This window comes from Chromobacterium sp. IRSSSOUMB001 (genome assembly GCF_023507765.1).
Lineage (GTDB): Bacteria > Pseudomonadota > Gammaproteobacteria > Burkholderiales > Chromobacteriaceae > Chromobacterium > Chromobacterium haemolyticum.
On the sequence record NZ_JALCYU010000003.1, the window covers coordinates 172346 to 188724 of the forward strand.

At 61.9% G+C, this 16379-nt stretch carries 17 protein-coding genes; 12 read left to right on the forward strand and 5 right to left on the reverse strand.

The genetic code is table 11. The features are described from left to right. Nucleotides 1-87 precede the first annotated feature (87 nt). From MOV80_RS05085 to MOV80_RS05115, 7 genes are all read left to right on the forward strand, one after another. Entirely contained in the window at nucleotides 88-1233 is a 1146-nt protein-coding gene (locus MOV80_RS05085; protein ID WP_118268446.1) for a baseplate J/gp47 family protein, read from the forward strand. Then, nucleotides 1226-1882, forward strand: coding sequence for a phage tail protein I (locus MOV80_RS05090; protein WP_249604877.1), 657 nt, complete (start codon nucleotides 1226-1228; stop codon nucleotides 1880-1882). The genes MOV80_RS05085 and MOV80_RS05090 overlap by 8 nt, the downstream gene beginning before the upstream one ends. Further along, entirely contained in the window at nucleotides 1879-2565 is a 687-nt protein-coding gene (locus tag MOV80_RS05095) for a phage tail protein (protein ID WP_249604878.1), read from the forward strand. Before MOV80_RS05090 ends, MOV80_RS05095 begins: the two co-directional genes overlap by 4 nt. A 194-nt stretch (nucleotides 2566-2759) precedes the next feature. Next, a complete protein-coding gene (locus MOV80_RS05100) occupies nucleotides 2760-3560 on the forward strand; it encodes a hypothetical protein (protein WP_249604879.1) in 801 nt (266 codons plus the stop codon). A 25-nt stretch (nucleotides 3561-3585) separates the two neighbouring features. Then, nucleotides 3586-3846 carry a hypothetical protein gene (locus tag MOV80_RS05105; RefSeq protein WP_249604880.1) on the forward strand — a complete coding sequence of 87 codons (261 nt, stop codon included), beginning with the start codon at nucleotides 3586-3588 and terminating at the stop codon, nucleotides 3844-3846. A 253-nt stretch (nucleotides 3847-4099) separates the two neighbouring features. Beyond that, nucleotides 4100-4843: a hypothetical protein gene (locus tag MOV80_RS05110; protein WP_249604881.1), complete on the forward strand. Its 744-nt coding sequence runs from the start codon at nucleotides 4100-4102 to the stop codon at nucleotides 4841-4843. A 15-nt stretch (nucleotides 4844-4858) separates the two neighbouring features. Further along, entirely contained in the window at nucleotides 4859-5152 is a 294-nt protein-coding gene (locus tag MOV80_RS05115) for a tail fiber assembly protein (RefSeq protein ID WP_249604882.1), read from the forward strand. A 65-nt stretch (nucleotides 5153-5217) separates the two neighbouring features. Here MOV80_RS05115 and MOV80_RS05120 read toward each other — a convergent pair whose 3' ends face one another. Genes MOV80_RS05120 through MOV80_RS05130 form a run of 3 tightly spaced genes read right to left on the reverse strand, consistent with a single transcriptional unit; the run spans nucleotide 5218 to nucleotide 10967 of the window. Next, nucleotides 5218-6618 (reverse strand): efflux transporter outer membrane subunit, encoded by a 1401-nt coding sequence (locus tag MOV80_RS05120; RefSeq protein WP_249604883.1) that lies wholly within the window; start codon nucleotides 6616-6618, stop codon nucleotides 5218-5220. After that, nucleotides 6611-9757 carry a multidrug efflux RND transporter permease subunit gene (locus tag MOV80_RS05125; protein ID WP_043589423.1) on the reverse strand — a complete coding sequence of 1049 codons (3147 nt, stop codon included), beginning with the start codon at nucleotides 9755-9757 and terminating at the stop codon, nucleotides 6611-6613. Before MOV80_RS05125 ends, MOV80_RS05120 begins: the two co-directional genes overlap by 8 nt. A gap of 19 nt (nucleotides 9758-9776) precedes the next feature. Beyond that, nucleotides 9777-10967 (reverse strand): efflux RND transporter periplasmic adaptor subunit, encoded by a 1191-nt coding sequence (locus MOV80_RS05130; protein ID WP_240333843.1) that lies wholly within the window; start codon nucleotides 10965-10967, stop codon nucleotides 9777-9779. Between the two features lie 196 nt (nucleotides 10968-11163). On the opposite strand from MOV80_RS05130, the gene MOV80_RS05135 reads away from it, so the two are divergent. From MOV80_RS05135 to murA, 5 genes are all read left to right on the forward strand, one after another. After that, nucleotides 11164-11811, forward strand: coding sequence for a TetR family transcriptional regulator (locus MOV80_RS05135; protein ID WP_039754261.1), 648 nt, complete (start codon nucleotides 11164-11166; stop codon nucleotides 11809-11811). A gap of 86 nt (nucleotides 11812-11897) precedes the next feature. Then, nucleotides 11898-12803: an ABC transporter ATP-binding protein gene (locus tag MOV80_RS05140; RefSeq protein WP_118268443.1), complete on the forward strand. Its 906-nt coding sequence runs from the start codon at nucleotides 11898-11900 to the stop codon at nucleotides 12801-12803. Beyond that, a complete protein-coding gene (locus tag MOV80_RS05145; RefSeq protein WP_019103820.1) occupies nucleotides 12800-13555 on the forward strand; it encodes an ABC transporter permease in 756 nt (251 codons plus the stop codon). The genes MOV80_RS05140 and MOV80_RS05145 overlap by 4 nt, the downstream gene beginning before the upstream one ends. Before the next feature lie 21 nt (nucleotides 13556-13576). Further along, nucleotides 13577-13825: a BolA/IbaG family iron-sulfur metabolism protein gene (locus MOV80_RS05150; protein WP_019103821.1), complete on the forward strand. Its 249-nt coding sequence runs from the start codon at nucleotides 13577-13579 to the stop codon at nucleotides 13823-13825. Nucleotides 13826-13831: 6 nt separating this feature from the next. Beyond that, nucleotides 13832-15085, forward strand: coding sequence for a UDP-N-acetylglucosamine 1-carboxyvinyltransferase (gene murA / locus MOV80_RS05155; RefSeq protein WP_019103822.1), 1254 nt, complete (start codon nucleotides 13832-13834; stop codon nucleotides 15083-15085). A gap of 71 nt (nucleotides 15086-15156) precedes the next feature. On the opposite strand, the gene MOV80_RS05160 is transcribed toward murA, so the two are convergent. Together MOV80_RS05160 and MOV80_RS05165 are read right to left on the reverse strand one after the other, a co-directional pair. Next, nucleotides 15157-15492, reverse strand: coding sequence for a zinc ribbon domain-containing protein YjdM (locus MOV80_RS05160; RefSeq protein WP_043589429.1), 336 nt, complete (start codon nucleotides 15490-15492; stop codon nucleotides 15157-15159). A gap of 72 nt (nucleotides 15493-15564) precedes the next feature. Further along, a complete protein-coding gene (locus MOV80_RS05165; protein WP_249604884.1) occupies nucleotides 15565-16374 on the reverse strand; it encodes a VacJ family lipoprotein in 810 nt (269 codons plus the stop codon). Between the last annotated feature and the right edge of the window lie 5 nt (nucleotides 16375-16379).

A 16379-nucleotide genomic window follows, 5' to 3' on the forward strand; every position in this document is an offset into this window, starting at 1 on the left:
TGGCGGATCATGTCGTCATCCGCTCCCTCTTCTGCGCCCCGCGACGGCCGCGCCAGGCCGCCGCGCTCCATTCAAGGACGTTCTCCCATGACCCCAGACTTGCCCAAGTTCATCGATGACGACCCGCATCTCGTCACCGCCGAACTGATCGACGCCTACCAGAAAATGAGCGGCAAGACGCTCTACCCCGGCCAGGTGGAGCGTTTGCTGATCGATCTGATCGCCTATCGTGAAAGCGTGGTTCGAGCCGCCTTCAACGATGCCGGCCGCCAAAACCTGGTGGCTTTCGCCCGCGCGCCGATGCTGGACTACCTGGGCGAGCTGGTCGGTGTCAGCCGGCTGCCGGCCCAGCACGCGCGCTGTACGGTGCGCATTGCTTTCGCTCAGTCGCTGGCGCTGGCGCAGGTGATCCCGGCGCAGACCCTGGTGGCCGGCGGCGGCGTGCAGTTCCAGACCCTGGCCAGCCAGATCGCGCCGGCCGGCAGCACCAGTATTGACCTGCCTGTCAGCGCGACGGAGGCGGGGGCTGCGGGCAATGGCTTCGTGCCGGGCCAGATCAACACTTTGGTGGATGAACTGGAGGTGGACGCCAGCGTGGTCAATATCGACACCAGCGCCGGCGGCGCCGACGCGGAGGACGACGAGCGCCTGCGCGCGCGGATCCGACTGGCGCCGGAGTCCTTCAGCGTGGCCGGCAGCGCCGCCTCCTATCGCCACCACGCGTTGCGCGCGCATCAGGACATCGCCGATGTGGCGGTGATCAGCGCCAGCCTGCAACAGCAGAACGGCGAACTGAAAAGCGCCAACCAAGTGCCGCCCGGCGTGGTGCGCTTGTACCCGCTGACCAAGACCGGCATGCCGCCGGACAGCCTGCTCAGCGTGGTGGCCGCCGCGTGCAGCGCAGACCGGGTGCGGCCGCTGACGGATCTGGTGGAGGTGCTGGCGCCGGAGGATTACGGCTACCGGGTACGCGCGCGGCTGACGCCGAATCGCGATGTCGATCCTAAAACCGTGCAGCAGCAGGCGCAGGCCGCTGTCGGCGCCTTCGTGCAGGCGCAGGCGGAGCGGCTGGGCCGCGACATCGTGCCGTCGCAGCTGATCGCGACCCTATCAGTGCCCGGCGTTTATCAGGTGACTTTGCTTGAGCCGGCCGCCACCCAAGTGGTGCCGCCGCAGGGCTGGTCGCACTGTACCGACATCCAACTGGAAATGACGGGAGGCCAGGATGGCTGACGTGACCCCTAATCTGCTGGCGCGCGACGCGCGTTTCGGTCCGCTGGCCCGGCTGAGCGAACGGCTGGGCGACATCGATCCAGGCGGCCTGTTGGTTTATCTAGTGGACGCGGCCAAGCCGGAGCTGCTGCCCTTGCTCGCCGAGCAATTCCATATTGACGGCGACGAAGGTTGGCTGCTGACCCAGAGCGAACAGCAACGCCGAGATCTGATCAAGCAGAGCATAGAACTGCATCGCCACAAGGGCACGCCCTGGGCATTGCGCGAAGTGTTTCGCATCCTCGGCGTGACGGTGGAACTGGAGGAGTGGTGGCAACGTCAGCCGCCGGCCGCGCCCTACACCTTCGAGCTGACCGCTTGGGCGAACGACAATTTGCTGCCCGGCCAGGTGTTGCTGAACCCCGATCTCTACCGCCGCTTGCGGCGCATGGTGGAACTGGCCAAGCCGGCGCGCAGCACCTACCGCTTCAAGTTGGGCGCGCGTTTCAACGGCCGCTTGGGCTTGGCATCGGCCGCTCAGGCGCGTGCGTTGATCCGTCGCAGCGCCGAGGCCGCGCCGATGCGGCTGGCGCCGTTGCAGCCGCTGGCTCTTTTATCCGCCGCGCAAATTTATAGCGTGGTTCACGTCACCATGGAGGCATCGTTGTGAGCACCCCCTTAGCACCTCTTATCACCGCGGCCGGCCTGGCCTCGATCTGGCGCGCCAGCAATGACGGCGTATCCGCGCAGATCACCCATATCGCGCTGGGCGACGGCGCTTACGCGCCGGCACAAGACCAGACCAAATTGCGCAGCGAAAAAGCGCGTTACCCGGTGGCGGGCGGCGAGCGTCTGGGCAATACCCAGATCCACCTGACCGCCATCGCCGACGACGCCAAGGCGTTCTGGGTGCGCGAGATCGGCTTCATCCTGGCGGACGGCACCTTGCTCGCGGTCTGGTCCGATCCCAAAGCGGCGCTGGCCTATAAGGCCGCCGACGTCCAACTGCTGCTGGCCTATGACCTGGCCTTGAACGCATTGCCGCCGGACAGCGTCACCATCCAGTCCAGCGGCGCCGGTCTCAATCTGAGCCTGGCCAGCGAACTGGCGGAACTGGCGGCGGCCCAGATCGGCGAAGCCAACCGCGGCCTGGGGCGCGACGAGCGCATCCGCGCGCAGGACGCGCGTTTGCAGTCGCTGGAGCCGCAAGTGGCCGCCTTGCAAAACCGCAGCCAGGCGCTGGAACAGGAGCATGCCGCCGATAAACGCTCCGGTCTGGAGCTGGCCACCGCCAATGCCGCGGCCATCGTCAGCATGCAGCATTTGTTCGTCAAACAACGTCTGGGCGCTTGAGCGCAGGGGCTGCGGCACAGCCCCATTTCCCCTGGCCGACATGGCCGTCCCCGCAGTCACTCCTGTATTTCCCGCGTCGCTTCCGGCACTTCCCCATTGCTATGTGTTTCCGTTTCTAGGCTGAGGCCTGGGGACGCCTTGCTTTGAATGGCCGTCACGGCCATGTATCGCGGTAAGACCTTAAGGAGAGTGTTATGAGTTTGGAGAGCAATATCGCCGAGTTGGTGAAGTCGGCCAATGGTTTGACCGATGCCGTTCATGGAAAGATCGGTGAAATCGATCAGAAAGTCGGTCAGAAAATCACCGAGCTGAATAATTGGAGAACCAGTCATTGGAATGAGCATCCGGCCATCGCCGTGAACTTCAACGCCAAGATGACGGCGGTGGGCGGTGAGGGTGACAAAAAATTGCCGCTGGCTTTGGGTGTACATGCTGGCGGGGATTTTTGGGGCAAGTTTGATGCAGCCTTGATTCCTGTGACTCCGGGGGAAGAGCCGGCATCCCGTCCACCTATCGTTCGCGAGTTATTGCAGTACATGAAGAGCGATGACCGGCACTTTTCCGCCAATTTTAATATCCTGCACTTGACGGTGAAGAAAGTCAGCGATGGTTTCGGCCCCTATGTTTTTTTTGTTCCCTATCAGCATGTCAAGATGGGAGCTTTTACCAGTGTGGCGCTGTATCACAAGGTGATTGGTCAGGGAGACTGGAATTGGATGGATAACAGTAAAAAAGGAGTTTGGAATCAGGCTACTCATCATTTTTTGTCAGCTCACGCAGGGGCTTATACCCATGTCGATATTGCTTTGTCTAATGCTCAAGTAGGTGATCAGCTTTATCTGGCATTACCACAAATTATTCCAGGGGTATGGAATCCCGAGCTTCGTTTGCCGCAACTCTATAATATTTTTGATCCGGTCATGGAAGTGATTGGCAATAGCACGATCAGCGGTCTCGGCGGCGTATTTGCCAATATCAATAACAGCAATCGTTAAATCAGGGGGTGATATGAGTACTGAAATGAAATTTTATTCCGATGTGCAGGACGATATTGGCTTGATCGTGACGGAGAAAGGGCTGGAACGGCCAGCCGTGGTCTGGGCTCGCGATACTTGCGCCGCTTATATTCATCGTCATTACCCCGTGCATGTGCAGTTGAATGTGTTGCGGACCGGCTCGGAAGATGAACGCAAGCAAATGAGTGCTTTCATCGATGCCTGCCGAGCTTGGAGCAATCAAAGCTCGGCTACTAGTGCTGAGCTGGAAAAAATCAAGCCATGATATTAAGCTGGCGTGCCGAGCACGGCTTGCCGGGCTGAGAAAATAGCTTGGCTAAGTCAGAATGAACCGCGCTTCCACATCATGGGGCGCGGTTTTCACTTTTTTTGCTAACACGGTTTAAAAGCCCTTGCTTTCCATAACTGACACAATGTCTCCATGTCAGCGCTGAAGCCGTTCACGCCGGAAGGGCGGTGAATGAATACATGGTTGAATTTAATTCAATCTACCCTGTGATGAACCATTGGAGAGCATGATGAGCTTGGAAAGCAATATCGCGGAACTGGTACAGGCGTCGAACGCGCTGACCGGCACAGTAAACGGAAAGATTGCGGATATCGACCGGCGTGTAGACGTCAAGATTCAGCAAATGGAGGATTGGCGCAAGGAGAACACGCCGGAACGGCGTATTGTTATCGACTTTACGATTGGTGGCAGTACAGATTTCTTCTATCCAGTGTGGTGGCGCTTTCGTGCTTCAGGTGAGACTAGTGCTCACAAAGTATCTATCATTCGTCATTTTTCCTGGAACGGCGCGGAGAATGAGCGGCCACTGAACGCGAGCAGCGAGCATCAGGCTGGATTGCTGCTGGAAATGGAAGGCAGCGACGTGGCTTGGGGGGGGGATGCCCGTTTTCTCGAAATCAAGCGTTTCTGTGAAACTTATAACCCGACGGTATCGCATGTTTCTCATGCGATGTATTGCAAGCAATATCGGATGGATGTGAACAGGCCGGCATACAACAACATTGCCGATGGGACTTTTGCCGCCTGCAATATGGTATTCAGTGGCGCTTATCTACGAGGAGGCGGTTTGACCTATCGTGTGATTTCCAATCTACCGCTGGATTTCGATTTTCACAACGGCAAGGGCGGGGCACGTGAAATTGCGAATGGCTCGCATGTGAATGTGCGTTGGGAAGTCGAGCCGATCGCGTTGGCCAGCCGCACCGCACCGCCGCAAACCTTGAACGCCTTTGTCGATGCGCCGACCGCTTAACCCTTGGAGACATCTATGCTGACGATTGCCAAACTGCCTAACGGCATGATTAATGTTCCCGCCGACCAACTGACCGAACTGGGTATCGACTCGGCTACCGCGAGCGAGCTGATTCGCGAAGCTAAGCTGGCGCTATTGCGCGCAGAGCGCGACCGCCTGCTGGCGGCGTCTGACAAAACCCAGTTGCCGGACGCGCCGTACAGCGCCGAGCAACGCTCGACCTGGCAGGCCTATCGCAAACAACTGCGGGATATGCCTGAGTCGGTGGCAGACCTTGACCATGTGTCGTGGCCCGCCCTCCCGGCCTGATTCCACCCGTCGTTAACCAATAAAAAAACCCCGCCAAGGCGGGGTTTGTCGTTTGCTGCCGCGGATCAAGACTTGGCTGGTGTTTCCCAGCCGCCGCCCAGCGCCTTGTACAGGCCCACCACCGCGTTGAGTTGGTCCAGCTTGGCGCTGACCAGGCCCAGTTCCGCCTGGAAGCTGTTGCGCTGCGCGTCCAGCACGTCCAGATAGCTGGCGTAGCCGTTGTCGTAACGCAGGTTCGCCAGGCGCAGCGACTTGTTCAAGGCCTGGAACTGCGTGGTCTGCGCCGCCTGGATGTCCCGCGCCGCGCTGTAGCCGGACAGCGCGTCCAGCGCGTCCTTGAACGCGCTCTGCACCGTCTTTTGGTACTGCGCCAGCGCCTGCTTCTGCCGCGCATTGGCCGCGTCCACCGCGTAGCCGGTCTGGCCGAAGTTGAACACCGGCGCCGCCAGGTTGCCGACGAAGCTCCAGGTCCGCGTCGGGCCGGTGAACAGCGTGTCCAGCGACAGGCTTTGCGAACCCAGCGCCCCGCTCAGGCTGATGCTGGGGAAATAAGCCGCGCGCGCCACGCCGATGCGGGCGTTGGCGGCGATGAGCTGCTGCTCGCTGGCGGCGATGTCCGGCCGACGCTCCAGCAAGCTGGAGGACAGGCCCGCCGGCACTTCCGGCGGCGCGGACAGCGCATCCAGGCTTTGGCCGCGCTGGATGCCGCCGGCCACCAGCTGCTTGGGCGAGTAGCCGAGCAGCACGCCCAGCGCGCTTTCGGTCTGCGCCAGCGCGCTGGCGATCTGCGGCACCTTGGCACGGGCGGAAGCCGCTTCGGCCTCGGCCTGCTGCTGGTCCAGCTCCGAGATCAAACCGCCCTTGAAACGCTTGGTTTGCAGCTTCAGCGATTCCTCGCGGCTTTGCAGCGTGCGCTTGGCGATGTCCAGCTGGGCGTCGTAGGCGCGCAGTTGGAAATAGGTCTGCGCGGTTTGCGCGGCGATCGCCAGCTTCGAACTGTCGCGGGCGAAGCGGCTGGCGGCGAAGTCCGCGCGCGCCGCCTCGTTGCCGCGGCGCAGCTTGCCCCACAGGTCCAGCTCCCAGGACGCGGTGAGGTTGGCGTTGCGCACGTCGCTGACCAGCGGCGCGCCCGGCGTGGTTGTCGCCGTGGAGGTGCGGCCGCGCTGATAGCCGGCGTTGGCGTTCAGCGCCGGCAGCAACTGGGCGCGGGCGATGCCGGCCTGGGCCGCGGCTTCGTCGACGCGGGCGACGGCGGCGGCCAGGTCCTGGTTGTGTTCCAGGGCCTCTGCGATCAGCTGGTCCAGCACCGGATCGTTGAACTGTTTCCACCAGTCCATGGCGATGGCCGGACTCTGGGCCTGGGCGCTGTCCGGCAGCTCCAGTTTGGGGCGGCTATAGTCAGGGCCAACCGCGCAAGCGGTCAGCGCCAGCGCCACCAATGAGGGAATCAGGGCGCGTTTAAGCATCGGCCTTGTCTCCTGCCTCGGCCGCGGGCTGAGGCTGTTTCGGTTTGCTGAACTTCATGATGAGCATGAAGAACATCGGGATGAAGAAGGTGGCGATGAAGGTGGCTGCCAACATGCCGCCCACCACGCCGGTGCCGATCGAGTGGCGGCTGGCGGAGCCGGCGCCGCTGGAGATGGCCAGCGGCATACAACCCAGCACGAAGGCCAGCGAAGTCATCACGATTGGACGGAAACGCAGCTTGGCGGCGGCGATGGCGGCGTCTACCACGCTCAGTCCCTCTTCTTCCATTTGCTGCACCGCGAACTCCACGATCAGGATCGCGTTCTTGGCCGATAGGCCGATGAGCGTCACCAGCGCCACTTGGAAGTAGACGTCGTTGGCGAGACCGCGCAGCCAGTTGGCCATCAGCGCGCCGAACATGGCGAAGGGCACCGCCATCAGCACGCTGATGGGCAGGCTCCAGCGCTCATACTGCGCCGCCAGGATCAGGAACACCATGATCATGCCGAAGCCGAACACCACGGCGGACGAGCCGCTGGTGGATTTTTCCTGGAAGGCGGAGCCGGTCCACGCCAGGGTGTAGCCGTCCGGCAGGGTTTCCTTGGCCACGGCTTCCAGCACGTTCAGCGCCTCGCCGGAGCTGAAGCCGGGCGCGGGGCCGCCCACCAGCTTGGCCGCCGGGAAGATGTTGAAGCGCTCCAAGCTTTCCGGACCGGTAGTTTGCTTGATGGTGACCAGCGCCGTCAGCGGGATCATATTGCCGTCCTGCGAACGCACATAGATGTTGCGCAGGTCTTCAACCCGGGTGCGGAAATCCGCCTCCGATTGCAACTGCACGCGGAAGGTGCGGCCGAATTTGTTGAAGTCGTTGACGTACAGCGCGCCAAAGGTGCTCTGCATGGTGTCGAACACGGTGTTGACCGGCACGCCCAGAGACTTGGCCTTGGCCCGGTCCAGCTTGACGTAGATCTGCGGCACGCTGGCGGAGAAGGTGGTTTGCACCCCTTTCAGTTCCGGACGTTTGGCGGCCGCTGCCACCAGTTTCTTGGTGACCTCGCCCAGTTCCACGGAACTGGCGCCGCCGCGGCTTTGAACATAGGCCTCGAAACCGCCGGTGTTGGACATGCCGGAGATCGGCGGCGGGTTGAAGGCCAGTACGATACCGTCGGTAATGCCCATCATGCCTTTGGCGAAGGTGTCGCCCACCACCGCCTGCGACGACAGGTTGGGCGCTTTGCGCTCATCCCACGGTTTCAGGGTGATGAAGGACACGCCGGCGTTGGTCTTGTTGCCGCCGGTGAGGATGTCGAAGCCGGCGAAGCTCATCACGTCCTTGACCGCCGGGTTTTTGCTGGTCATTGCGTCCAGCTTGGTCATGGTGGCCGAGGTGCGCTGCATCGACGCGCCATCCGGGAGGAAGGCGGCGGCGATGATGTAGCCCTGATCCTCGTCCGGCGCCAGGCTGGACGGGATCATGCGGAACAGGCCAACGCAGATGGCGATCAGGCCGGCGAACAGCAGGATGCCCACCGCGCTGCGCTTGATCAGGAACACCACACCGCGGGAATAACCCTGGGTCAGGCGGTCGAACCAGTTGTTGAACCAGACGAAGAAGCGGGCCGGATGCTGATGGCCTTCCTTCAACAGCAGCGCGCACAGCGCCGGGGTCAGGGTCAGGGCCACCAGGCCGGAAATCGACACCGACACCGCGATGGTGATGGCGAACTGTTTGTACATCTGGCCTGCGATGCCGCCGAGGAAGGCGACCGGGATGAATACCGAGCACAGCACCAATACGATGGCCACCAGCGCGCCGGATACCTCATCCATCGCCTTGAAGCTGGCTTGCAGCGGCGACAGTTTTTCCTGCGTCATCAGGCGTTCGACGTTTTCCAGCACCACGATGGCGTCGTCCACCACGATGCCGATGGCCAGTACCAGGCCGAACAGCGTCAGGGTATTGATAGTGAAGCCGAAGGCGTACATGCCGGCGAAAGTGCCGATGATGGAGACGGGCACCGCCAGGCAGGGAATCAAGGTTGCGCGCCAGTTCTGCAAGAACAGGAACACCACCAGGAATACCAGCACCATGGCTTCAGCCAGCGTGGAGTACACCTCCTTGATCGACACTTCCACGAACTTGGTGGTGTCGTAGGGGATGGCGTAGTTCAGACCTTTGGGGAAGCTTACAGCCAGCTTCTGCATGGTCTGTTCCACGGCTTGCGCGGTAGCCAACTGGTTGGCGCCCGGCGCCAGGAAGATGCCGATCGGGATGGTGGGCCGGCCGTTGTGCGTGCCGGTGAAGTCATAGGACAAGGCGCCCAATTCCACGCGCGCCACGTCCTTCAGCCGCACGGCGGAACCGTCCGAGTTGGAGCGCAGGATGATGTTCTCGAACTCTTCCGGCTCGGATAGGCGGCCCTGGGTGGTCACGGTGTAGGTGAAGTCTTGCTTGCCTTTAACCGGCTCTGCGCCCACCTTGCCGGCGGCGAACTGCGCGTTCTGCTCGCGGATGGCGGCGGCCACGTCGCTGGGCGTCAGCTTGAGCTGGGCCAGGCGATCGGGTTTCAGCCAGACGCGCATCGAGTAGTCCTGGCCGGCGAAGTTGATCACGTCGCCCACGCCCGGAACCCGCTTCAGCTCGTCCACCACGTTCAACAGCGCATAGTTGCTGATGAACAGGGTGTCGTAGGTCTTGTCCGGAGAGAACAGCGAAATCACCTGCAGGAAGGCCGAGGATTTCTTGGTCACGTTGACGCCCTGCCGGCGCACTTCTTCCGGCAGTTGCGACAGCACCGACTGCACGCGGTTGTTGACGTTGATGGTGGCCTGGTCGGCGTCGGTGCCGATCTTGAAGGTCACGCTCAACGACAGCTTGCCGCTGGAGGAACTGGTGGACTGCACGTAGAGCATGTCGTCCACGCCGTTGATCGCCTGTTCCAGCGGCGAAGCGACGGTGTTGGCGATCACCTCGGCGGAGGCGCCCGGGTAGCTCGCGCTCACCGAGATCATCGGCGGCACGATTTCCGGGTACTGCTCAATGGGCAATGCCTTGAGGGCGGCCAAGCCGGCCAGTGTGATCACGATGGAGATCACGCTGGCGAAGATGGGCCGCCTGATGAAAAAGGCGGAAAACATGAATGGTTACCCCTTTGCCTTATTGTTTGGGCGCGGCGGCGGGCGCGCTGGCGTCGGCCTTGAACGGATGCGGTTTCACGTCCGCGCCCGGGCGCAGTTTGATGATGTTGTCCACCACCACCTTGTCGCCGGCTTTCAGGCCGCTTTCCACCAGCACGTTGAGGCCCACATCCTGAGACACGGTGATGGGGCGCGGCTGCACCTTGTTGTCGGCGCCGACGACCCACACCATCTTGCCCTGCTGCGAGGTCAGCACCGCGCGCTGCGGCACGGCGATGGCGTTGCTGCGCTTGGCGCCTTGCAGGATCACGCGCACGAACTGGCCGGGCAGGATGCCGCCGTCCGGATTGGCGAAAGTGGCGCGCGAGCGGATGGTGCCGGTGCTGGCGTCAACCAAGCTGTCGGTAAAGTTCAAGCGGCCGCTTTTGCCGTAGGTGGAGCCGTCGGTCAGCTTCAGCTGCACGTTGAAGTGGCCGTTGGCGGCCAGCTTCAATTGGCCGGAATCCTGCATCTTGCGCAGATTCATCATGTCGTTGTCGGACATGCTGAAGTTGACGTAGATCGGGTCCAGCTGGGACACCTTGGTCAGCAGGCTGGCGTCGGCTGTGGTGGACACCAGGCTGCCTTCGGAGCGGGTTTCCTGGCTGGTCATGCCGGAAATCGGCGCGGTGACGCGGGCGTAGCCAAGATTGATCTTGGCCTGCTGCACCTGAGCCTGGGCGGCTGCGACGGACGCCTTGGCGGCCTCGTAAGCACTGACCGCGTCATCGCGGTCTTTTTGGCTGACCGCGTTCTCCTTGAACAGCGGGGTGATGCGGTCGTAATCCTGTTTGGTGCGCACCAACTGAGCCTGTTGCACTTGCAGATTGCCCTGGGCCTGGTCCAGCGTCGCCTTCAACGGCTCCGGATCGATCTGGAACAGCAAGTCGCCTTGTTTCACCGGCTTGCCTTCGGTGTAGGCGCGCTTGAGCAGAATGCCGCCCACACGGGCGCGTACTTCCACTTCGCGCGAACCGGCGGCTTGGCCGACGAATTCGAAAGAGACGGGCACATCGCTAGGCGCGATCTCGAGCACGCCCACCGGCATCGGCGGCATGGCGCCGGCATGCTTGTCGTCTTTTTGACCGCAGGCCATCAGGCTGGCGGCCAAGGCAGTGAGCAACAGCCATTGCCCGCCTTTCTGGGCGAAGGTGTTTCCTTGCATCTTCATGGGATGTCCTCAGGAATGTGGAGATATGAGTGTTATAAGTAAAAGGTACTGCAATTTTTCTTTGATAGTGGAAATTGATCGGTATCGGATCGCGACATTTTACATACATGCGTGTACGTATGTAAAATGCTTCCAGCGACGCATTGTGTTATGGTGCGGGCTTCCGACAGACTCCTTGATCAGCGATACGTTCAACATGGCACGCAAAACCCGGGAAGAAGCCGAACAAACGCGGCATTTGCTGCTGGATACGGCGGAGCAGCTCTTTAGCGAGAAGGGTGTCTCCAAAACGACACTGGCCGACATCGCCAGCGCGGCAGGATTGACGCGCGGCGCTGTGTATTGGCATTTCCAGAACAAGCTGGACTTGTACCGGGCAATGCTGGACAGGATGAGCGGACAGTTTGATGACATCTGTGAGCAATTGTTGAGAACGGCACACTCGAGTCCGGCACTGGCCTTGTGGAACCATAGCCACCGGCTGCTGACCATGATTGGGGATAACCCACAGGTTCGTCGTATTTTACTCATTCTGTTTATGCGGAGCGAGCATGTCGGCGAGCTGGCCCCCATTCACGACGAGTGTGTTGCACATATGCAAGAAACCCGCGAGCAGTTGACCCTGGTGGTGCAAATGGCGGTGGATGCCGGCCAGACCTTGCCGTACGTGAATCCGGAAACGGTGGCCGAGGTGTTGCAATCGATGCACCACGGCCTGATCAACCGTTGGCTGGCGGACGGCAGCCAGACCAATTTGGGCGAGAATGCCACGCAACTGTTGCAGTATGTCTATCGCGGCATTTTCTTGCCGGAAGTGATGGAAGAACTCTCCCCTCAAACGTAGCCCAGCGCTATAATTGACCTTTTTTGTCAAACCATTAGCGTCGTTGGCGGCTTGCGCCGCGCGGCGTTGCCGGTGTTACCTCTCTCATGCCCCAGGCTATTGAAATTCAGGCGGTGAGCAAGCGCTATGGCCAGCTGCAGGCGCTGGACCAGGTGGGCTTCACCGTCGCCCCCGGCGAATTCTTCGCCCTGCTCGGTCCCAACGGCGCGGGCAAGACCACGTTGATTTCCGCGATGGCCGGCTTGTCGCGGCCGGACTGCGGTTCCATCCGCATCATGGGCCACGACGTGGTCGGCGATTTCCGCGCCGCGCGCAAGGCGCTGGGCGTGGTGCCGCAGGAACTGGTGTTCGATCCCTTCTTGTCGGTGCGCGAAACATTGCGTTTTCAGTCCGGCTACTTCGGCTTGGGCCGCAACGACGACTGGATAGACGAACTGCTGTTCAAGCTGGGCCTGGCGGACAAGGCGCACAGCAATATGCGCGCGCTGTCCGGCGGCATGAAGCGCCGGGTGATGGTGGCCCAGGCCTTGGTGCACCGCCCGCCGGTCATTGTGCTGGACGAACCCACCGCCGGCGTGGACGTTGAACTGCGCCAGAGCCTGTGGGTGTTTGTGCAGGAACTGAACCGCGCCGGCCACACCATCGTGCTGACCACCCATTACTTGGAAGAAGCCGAGGCCTTGTGCTCGCGCATCGCCATGTTGAAGAAAGGCCGGCTGGTGGCGCTGGAGAGCAAGGACAAGCTGCTGGCGCACAGCGCGCGTCGCGAAGTGGCGCTGCTGTTGTCCGGCGAGTTGCCGACGGCGCTGCTGCCTCTGAAGCTGCGCGACGAAGACCGCCGCGTGGTGTTGCAGCTGGAGCATCTGGGCCAGCTGGAGTCCGTGCTGACCGCGCTGCGCGAAGCGGCGGTGGAAGTACGCGAACTGAACGTGGTGGAGACGGATCTGGAAAGCGTGTTCGTCAAGATGATGAATGGAGGGCCGCAGCCATGACCGGCTTCATGACCCTATTTAAGAAAGAGCTGGTCCGCTTCTGGAAAGTGGCGTTTCAGACCGTGGCCGCGCCGGTATTGACCGCGCTGATGTATCAGTTGATCTTCGCCCATGTGCTGTCGCGCCATGTCGAGGCTTACCCTGGCATCAGCTACACCGCCTTTCTGATTCCAGGCCTGGCGATGATGTCAATGGCGCAAAACGCCTTCGCCAACAGCTCCAGCAGCCTGATCCAGTCCAAGATCACCGGCAATATCGTGTTTCTGCTGTTGCCGCCGCTGACCGCGGTGGAGTTTTTCGGCGCCTATCTGCTGGCCTCCGTCGTGCGCGGCCTGGCCGTGGGCGCCGGGGTCTTGCTGATCACCGGCTGGTTCGGCCTGCCGCTGCCGGCGCAGCCGTTGTGGGCCTTGGTCTTCGCTGTGCTGGGCTGCGGTGTGCTGGGCGCGCTGGGCATCCTGGCCGGCATCTGGGCGGAAAAGTTCGATCAGTTGGCCGCTTTCCAGAACTTTCTGATCATGCCGCTGACTTTCCTGTCGGGCGTGTTCTATTCGATCAACAGCCTGCCTCCGTTCTGGTACGCCGCGTCTCATCTGAACCCGGTGTTCTACATGATAGACGGCTTCCGCTACGGCTTCTTCGGCCAGGCCGACGTCAGCCCCTGGCTATCGGCCGGGGTGGTGGGCGGCAGCTTCGCCGTCTTGTCGGGCCTGACGCTGTGGCTGATCAAATCTGGCTATAAACTGCGCCATTAAGGCGTATCCACGGGATTTCTCATGATTACTCCGCAACAAGTCAAAGAATACATCGAGGCCGGTTTGGCCTGTACCCACCTGGAAGTGGAGGGCGATGGCCACCACTTCTACGCCACCATCGTGTCGGCGGCTTTCGAGGGCAAGCGCCTGATCGATCGCCACCGCCTGGTCAAGGAGGTGATCGCCACCCGCCTGGCCAGCAATGAAATTCACGCTCTGTCCATCGTCAAGGCCGCCACGCCGGACGAATGGCAAAAACTGCAAGGCTGATCCGTCATGGATAAACTGAAAATCATCGGCAACGGTCCGCTTAACGGCGAGATCCGCGTTTCCGGCGCCAAGAACGCCGCCCTGCCCATCCTGTGCGCCAGCCTGCTGACCGGCGACACCATGCGTTTCACCAATGTGCCGATGTTGCGCGATATCGCCACCACCCAGAAGCTGTTGCAGGGCATGGGGGTGCGGGTGATGACCGATAATGTGCACGAGATGGAAATCACCGCTGGCCATCTGGACAGCCTGGTGGCGCCGTACGATCTGGTGAAGACCATGCGCGCGTCCATTTTGGTGCTGGGTCCGACGCTGGCGCGCTTCGGCGAGGCCACGGTGTCCCTGCCGGGCGGCTGCGCCATTGGCAGCCGACCGGTGGACCAGCACATCAAGGGCCTGGTGGCGATGGGCGCCGAGGTCAGCATCGAGCACGGCTACGTCAAGGCCAAGGCCCGCCGCCTGCGCGGCGCCCGCATCATCATGGACATGGTGACCGTGGGCGGTACCGAGAACCTGCTGATGGCGGCGACGCTGGCCGAAGGCACCACGGTGCTGGAAAACGCCGCGCGCGAGCCGGAAGTGACCGATCTGGCCAACTGTCTGGTGGCGATGGGCGCCAAGATCAGCGGCATCGGCACCGACCGGCTGGTAATCGAGGGCGTGGAGCGTTTGCACGGCGCAGATTATGCGGTGATGCCGGACCGGATCGAGGCGGGCACCTTCCTGGTGGCCGGCGCGATGACACGCGGCCACATTGTGCTGCGCAACGCCGCGCCTAAGAGCATGGAAGCGGTGCTGGACAAGCTGGCGGAAACCGGCGCGGTGGTGGAGTGCGGCGACGACTGGATCTCGCTGGACATGAAGCGCCGTCCGCAGGCGGTGAACTTCCGCACCTTGCCTTACCCGGCTTTCCCCACCGACATGCAGGCGCAGTTGATGACGCTGAATTGTGTGGCCGAGGGCGCCGGCGTGGTGACCGAAACCATTTTCGAGAACCGCTTCATGCACGTGCCGGAACTGAACCGCATGGGCGCCAACATCGAAGTGGAAGGCAACACCGCCATCATCAAGGGTGTGGAGAAGCTGTCCGGCGCCACAGTGATGGCCACCGATCTGCGCGCGTCGGCCAGCCTGGTGATCGCCGGCCTGGTGGCCGAGGGCGAGACCATCGTCGATCGCATCTACCACCTGGACCGCGGCTACGAGCATATCGAGAAGAAGCTGGGTGCGGTGGGCGCGCTGATCGAACGGATCAGTTAAGCTTAAGCTTTGCCCCGGCAATGAAAAACGCCACGGCTCAGGCCGTGGCGTTTTGTTTTGGCGCGCGGGTTTTACGCTTTCTTGACGAATTCGGACTTGAGGCTCATCGCGCCGATGCCGTCGATTTTGCAATCGATGTCGTGATCGCCGTCGACCAGGCGGATGTTCTTCACCTTGGTGCCTACTTTCACCACCAGCGAGGAGCCTTTGACTTTCAGGTCCTTGATCACGGTGACGCTGTCGCCGTCTTGCAGCACATTGCCGTTGGCGTCCTTGATCACGCGGGTTTCTTCGGCGGGGGCGGCTTGCTCGTTCCATTCGTGCGCGCACTCCGGGCAGACATACATCGCGCCATCCTGATAGGTGTATTCGGAGTTGCATTGCGGACAGGCTGGCAGATTGCTCATGGCGTTTCCTGTTGAGAAATGAAAAAGAACGCTGCCGGCTTGTTGAGACGGCCGGCAGCGGAGGGTGCGGATTTACTGCGCGGCGGAGGCCGCGGCCTTGGCGTCGGGAGCGGCCATAGCCGGCACCGAGCTGTCCTGCTTGCCGGCCGGGGAGTCCACCAGCTCGTCAAGGTTGAAATTGTCGGTGGCCTGGGTCGGGTTGGGCAGGCCCAGCTGCTGTGCGCGCAGCTGCATATAAGCGTCGCGGGTATAAGTGTACGGGTCCAGCGCCGCCGTGTTGAGCATGGCTTCCACGCCCAGGTAGCGGGCGCGGGTGTTCACGCCGTACAGGCCGTAAAAGCCCACCGCTTGCCAGGTAGTGTCGTAAAACATCTTCTCCGGGCCGGGGCCGGCCAGCGAGGCGGTCAGGCCGGTGCCGTCGCGCACGGTGGACGGGCCGAAGAAGGGCAGCACCAGATAGTTGCTGTCATGCCAACCCCAGGCGGCGAAGGTGTCGCCCAGGGTGGTCTTGTTGTTCTTCAGGCCGGCCTGGCTGGCGATGTCGATCAGGCCGAACAGGCCGAAGCCGGTGTTCATCGCCACCCGCATCACGTCGTTCAGCGCTTTTTCCGGTTCGGCGCGCAAGGCGTTGGACAGCGCGCTGTAGACATCCTTGAGGTTGTCGAAGAAATTGCTGACGCCGGTGCGCACCGGCGACGGCGTGACGGCCTTGTAGCCTTCGGCCACGGGCTTGATCACGTAGCGGTCAGCGGTGTCGTTGACCTGGTACATGGCGCGGTTGTACGGCTCGAAGCGGTCGTAAGGCACCGTTGGATTGCTGGCGCAGCCGGCCAGCAGCAGCGATAGCGCCAGGCCGGTCAGCGCGGGTTTCAGGGACGACATAAATC

What these genes read in the sequence shown, in the direction of transcription:
- MOV80_RS05085 (WP_118268446.1), top strand. Translation starts at nt 88, where the DNA reads ATGACCCCAGACTTGCCCAAGTTCATCGATGACGACCCGCATCTCGTC.
- MOV80_RS05090 (WP_249604877.1), top strand. Translation starts at nt 1,226, where the DNA reads ATGGCTGACGTGACCCCTAATCTGCTGGCGCGCGACGCGCGTTTCGGT.
- MOV80_RS05100 (WP_249604879.1), top strand. Translation starts at nt 2,760, where the DNA reads ATGAGTTTGGAGAGCAATATCGCCGAGTTGGTGAAGTCGGCCAATGGT.
- MOV80_RS05105 (WP_249604880.1), top strand. Translation starts at nt 3,586, where the DNA reads ATGAAATTTTATTCCGATGTGCAGGACGATATTGGCTTGATCGTGACG.
- MOV80_RS05110 (WP_249604881.1), top strand. Translation starts at nt 4,100, where the DNA reads ATGAGCTTGGAAAGCAATATCGCGGAACTGGTACAGGCGTCGAACGCG.
- MOV80_RS05115 (WP_249604882.1), top strand. Translation starts at nt 4,859, where the DNA reads ATGCTGACGATTGCCAAACTGCCTAACGGCATGATTAATGTTCCCGCC.
- MOV80_RS05120 (WP_249604883.1), bottom strand. Translation starts at nt 6,618, where the DNA reads ATGCTTAAACGCGCCCTGATTCCCTCATTGGTGGCGCTGGCGCTGACC.
- MOV80_RS05125 (WP_043589423.1), bottom strand. Translation starts at nt 9,757, where the DNA reads ATGTTTTCCGCCTTTTTCATCAGGCGGCCCATCTTCGCCAGCGTGATC.
- MOV80_RS05130 (WP_240333843.1), bottom strand. Translation starts at nt 10,967, where the DNA reads ATGAAGATGCAAGGAAACACCTTCGCCCAGAAAGGCGGGCAATGGCTG.
- MOV80_RS05135 (WP_039754261.1), top strand. Translation starts at nt 11,164, where the DNA reads ATGGCACGCAAAACCCGGGAAGAAGCCGAACAAACGCGGCATTTGCTG.
- MOV80_RS05140 (WP_118268443.1), top strand. Translation starts at nt 11,898, where the DNA reads ATGCCCCAGGCTATTGAAATTCAGGCGGTGAGCAAGCGCTATGGCCAG.
- MOV80_RS05145 (WP_019103820.1), top strand. Translation starts at nt 12,800, where the DNA reads ATGACCGGCTTCATGACCCTATTTAAGAAAGAGCTGGTCCGCTTCTGG.
- MOV80_RS05150 (WP_019103821.1), top strand. Translation starts at nt 13,577, where the DNA reads ATGATTACTCCGCAACAAGTCAAAGAATACATCGAGGCCGGTTTGGCC.
- murA (WP_019103822.1), top strand. Translation starts at nt 13,832, where the DNA reads ATGGATAAACTGAAAATCATCGGCAACGGTCCGCTTAACGGCGAGATC.
- MOV80_RS05160 (WP_043589429.1), bottom strand. Translation starts at nt 15,492, where the DNA reads ATGAGCAATCTGCCAGCCTGTCCGCAATGCAACTCCGAATACACCTAT.
- MOV80_RS05165 (WP_249604884.1), bottom strand. Translation starts at nt 16,374, where the DNA reads ATGTCGTCCCTGAAACCCGCGCTGACCGGCCTGGCGCTATCGCTGCTG.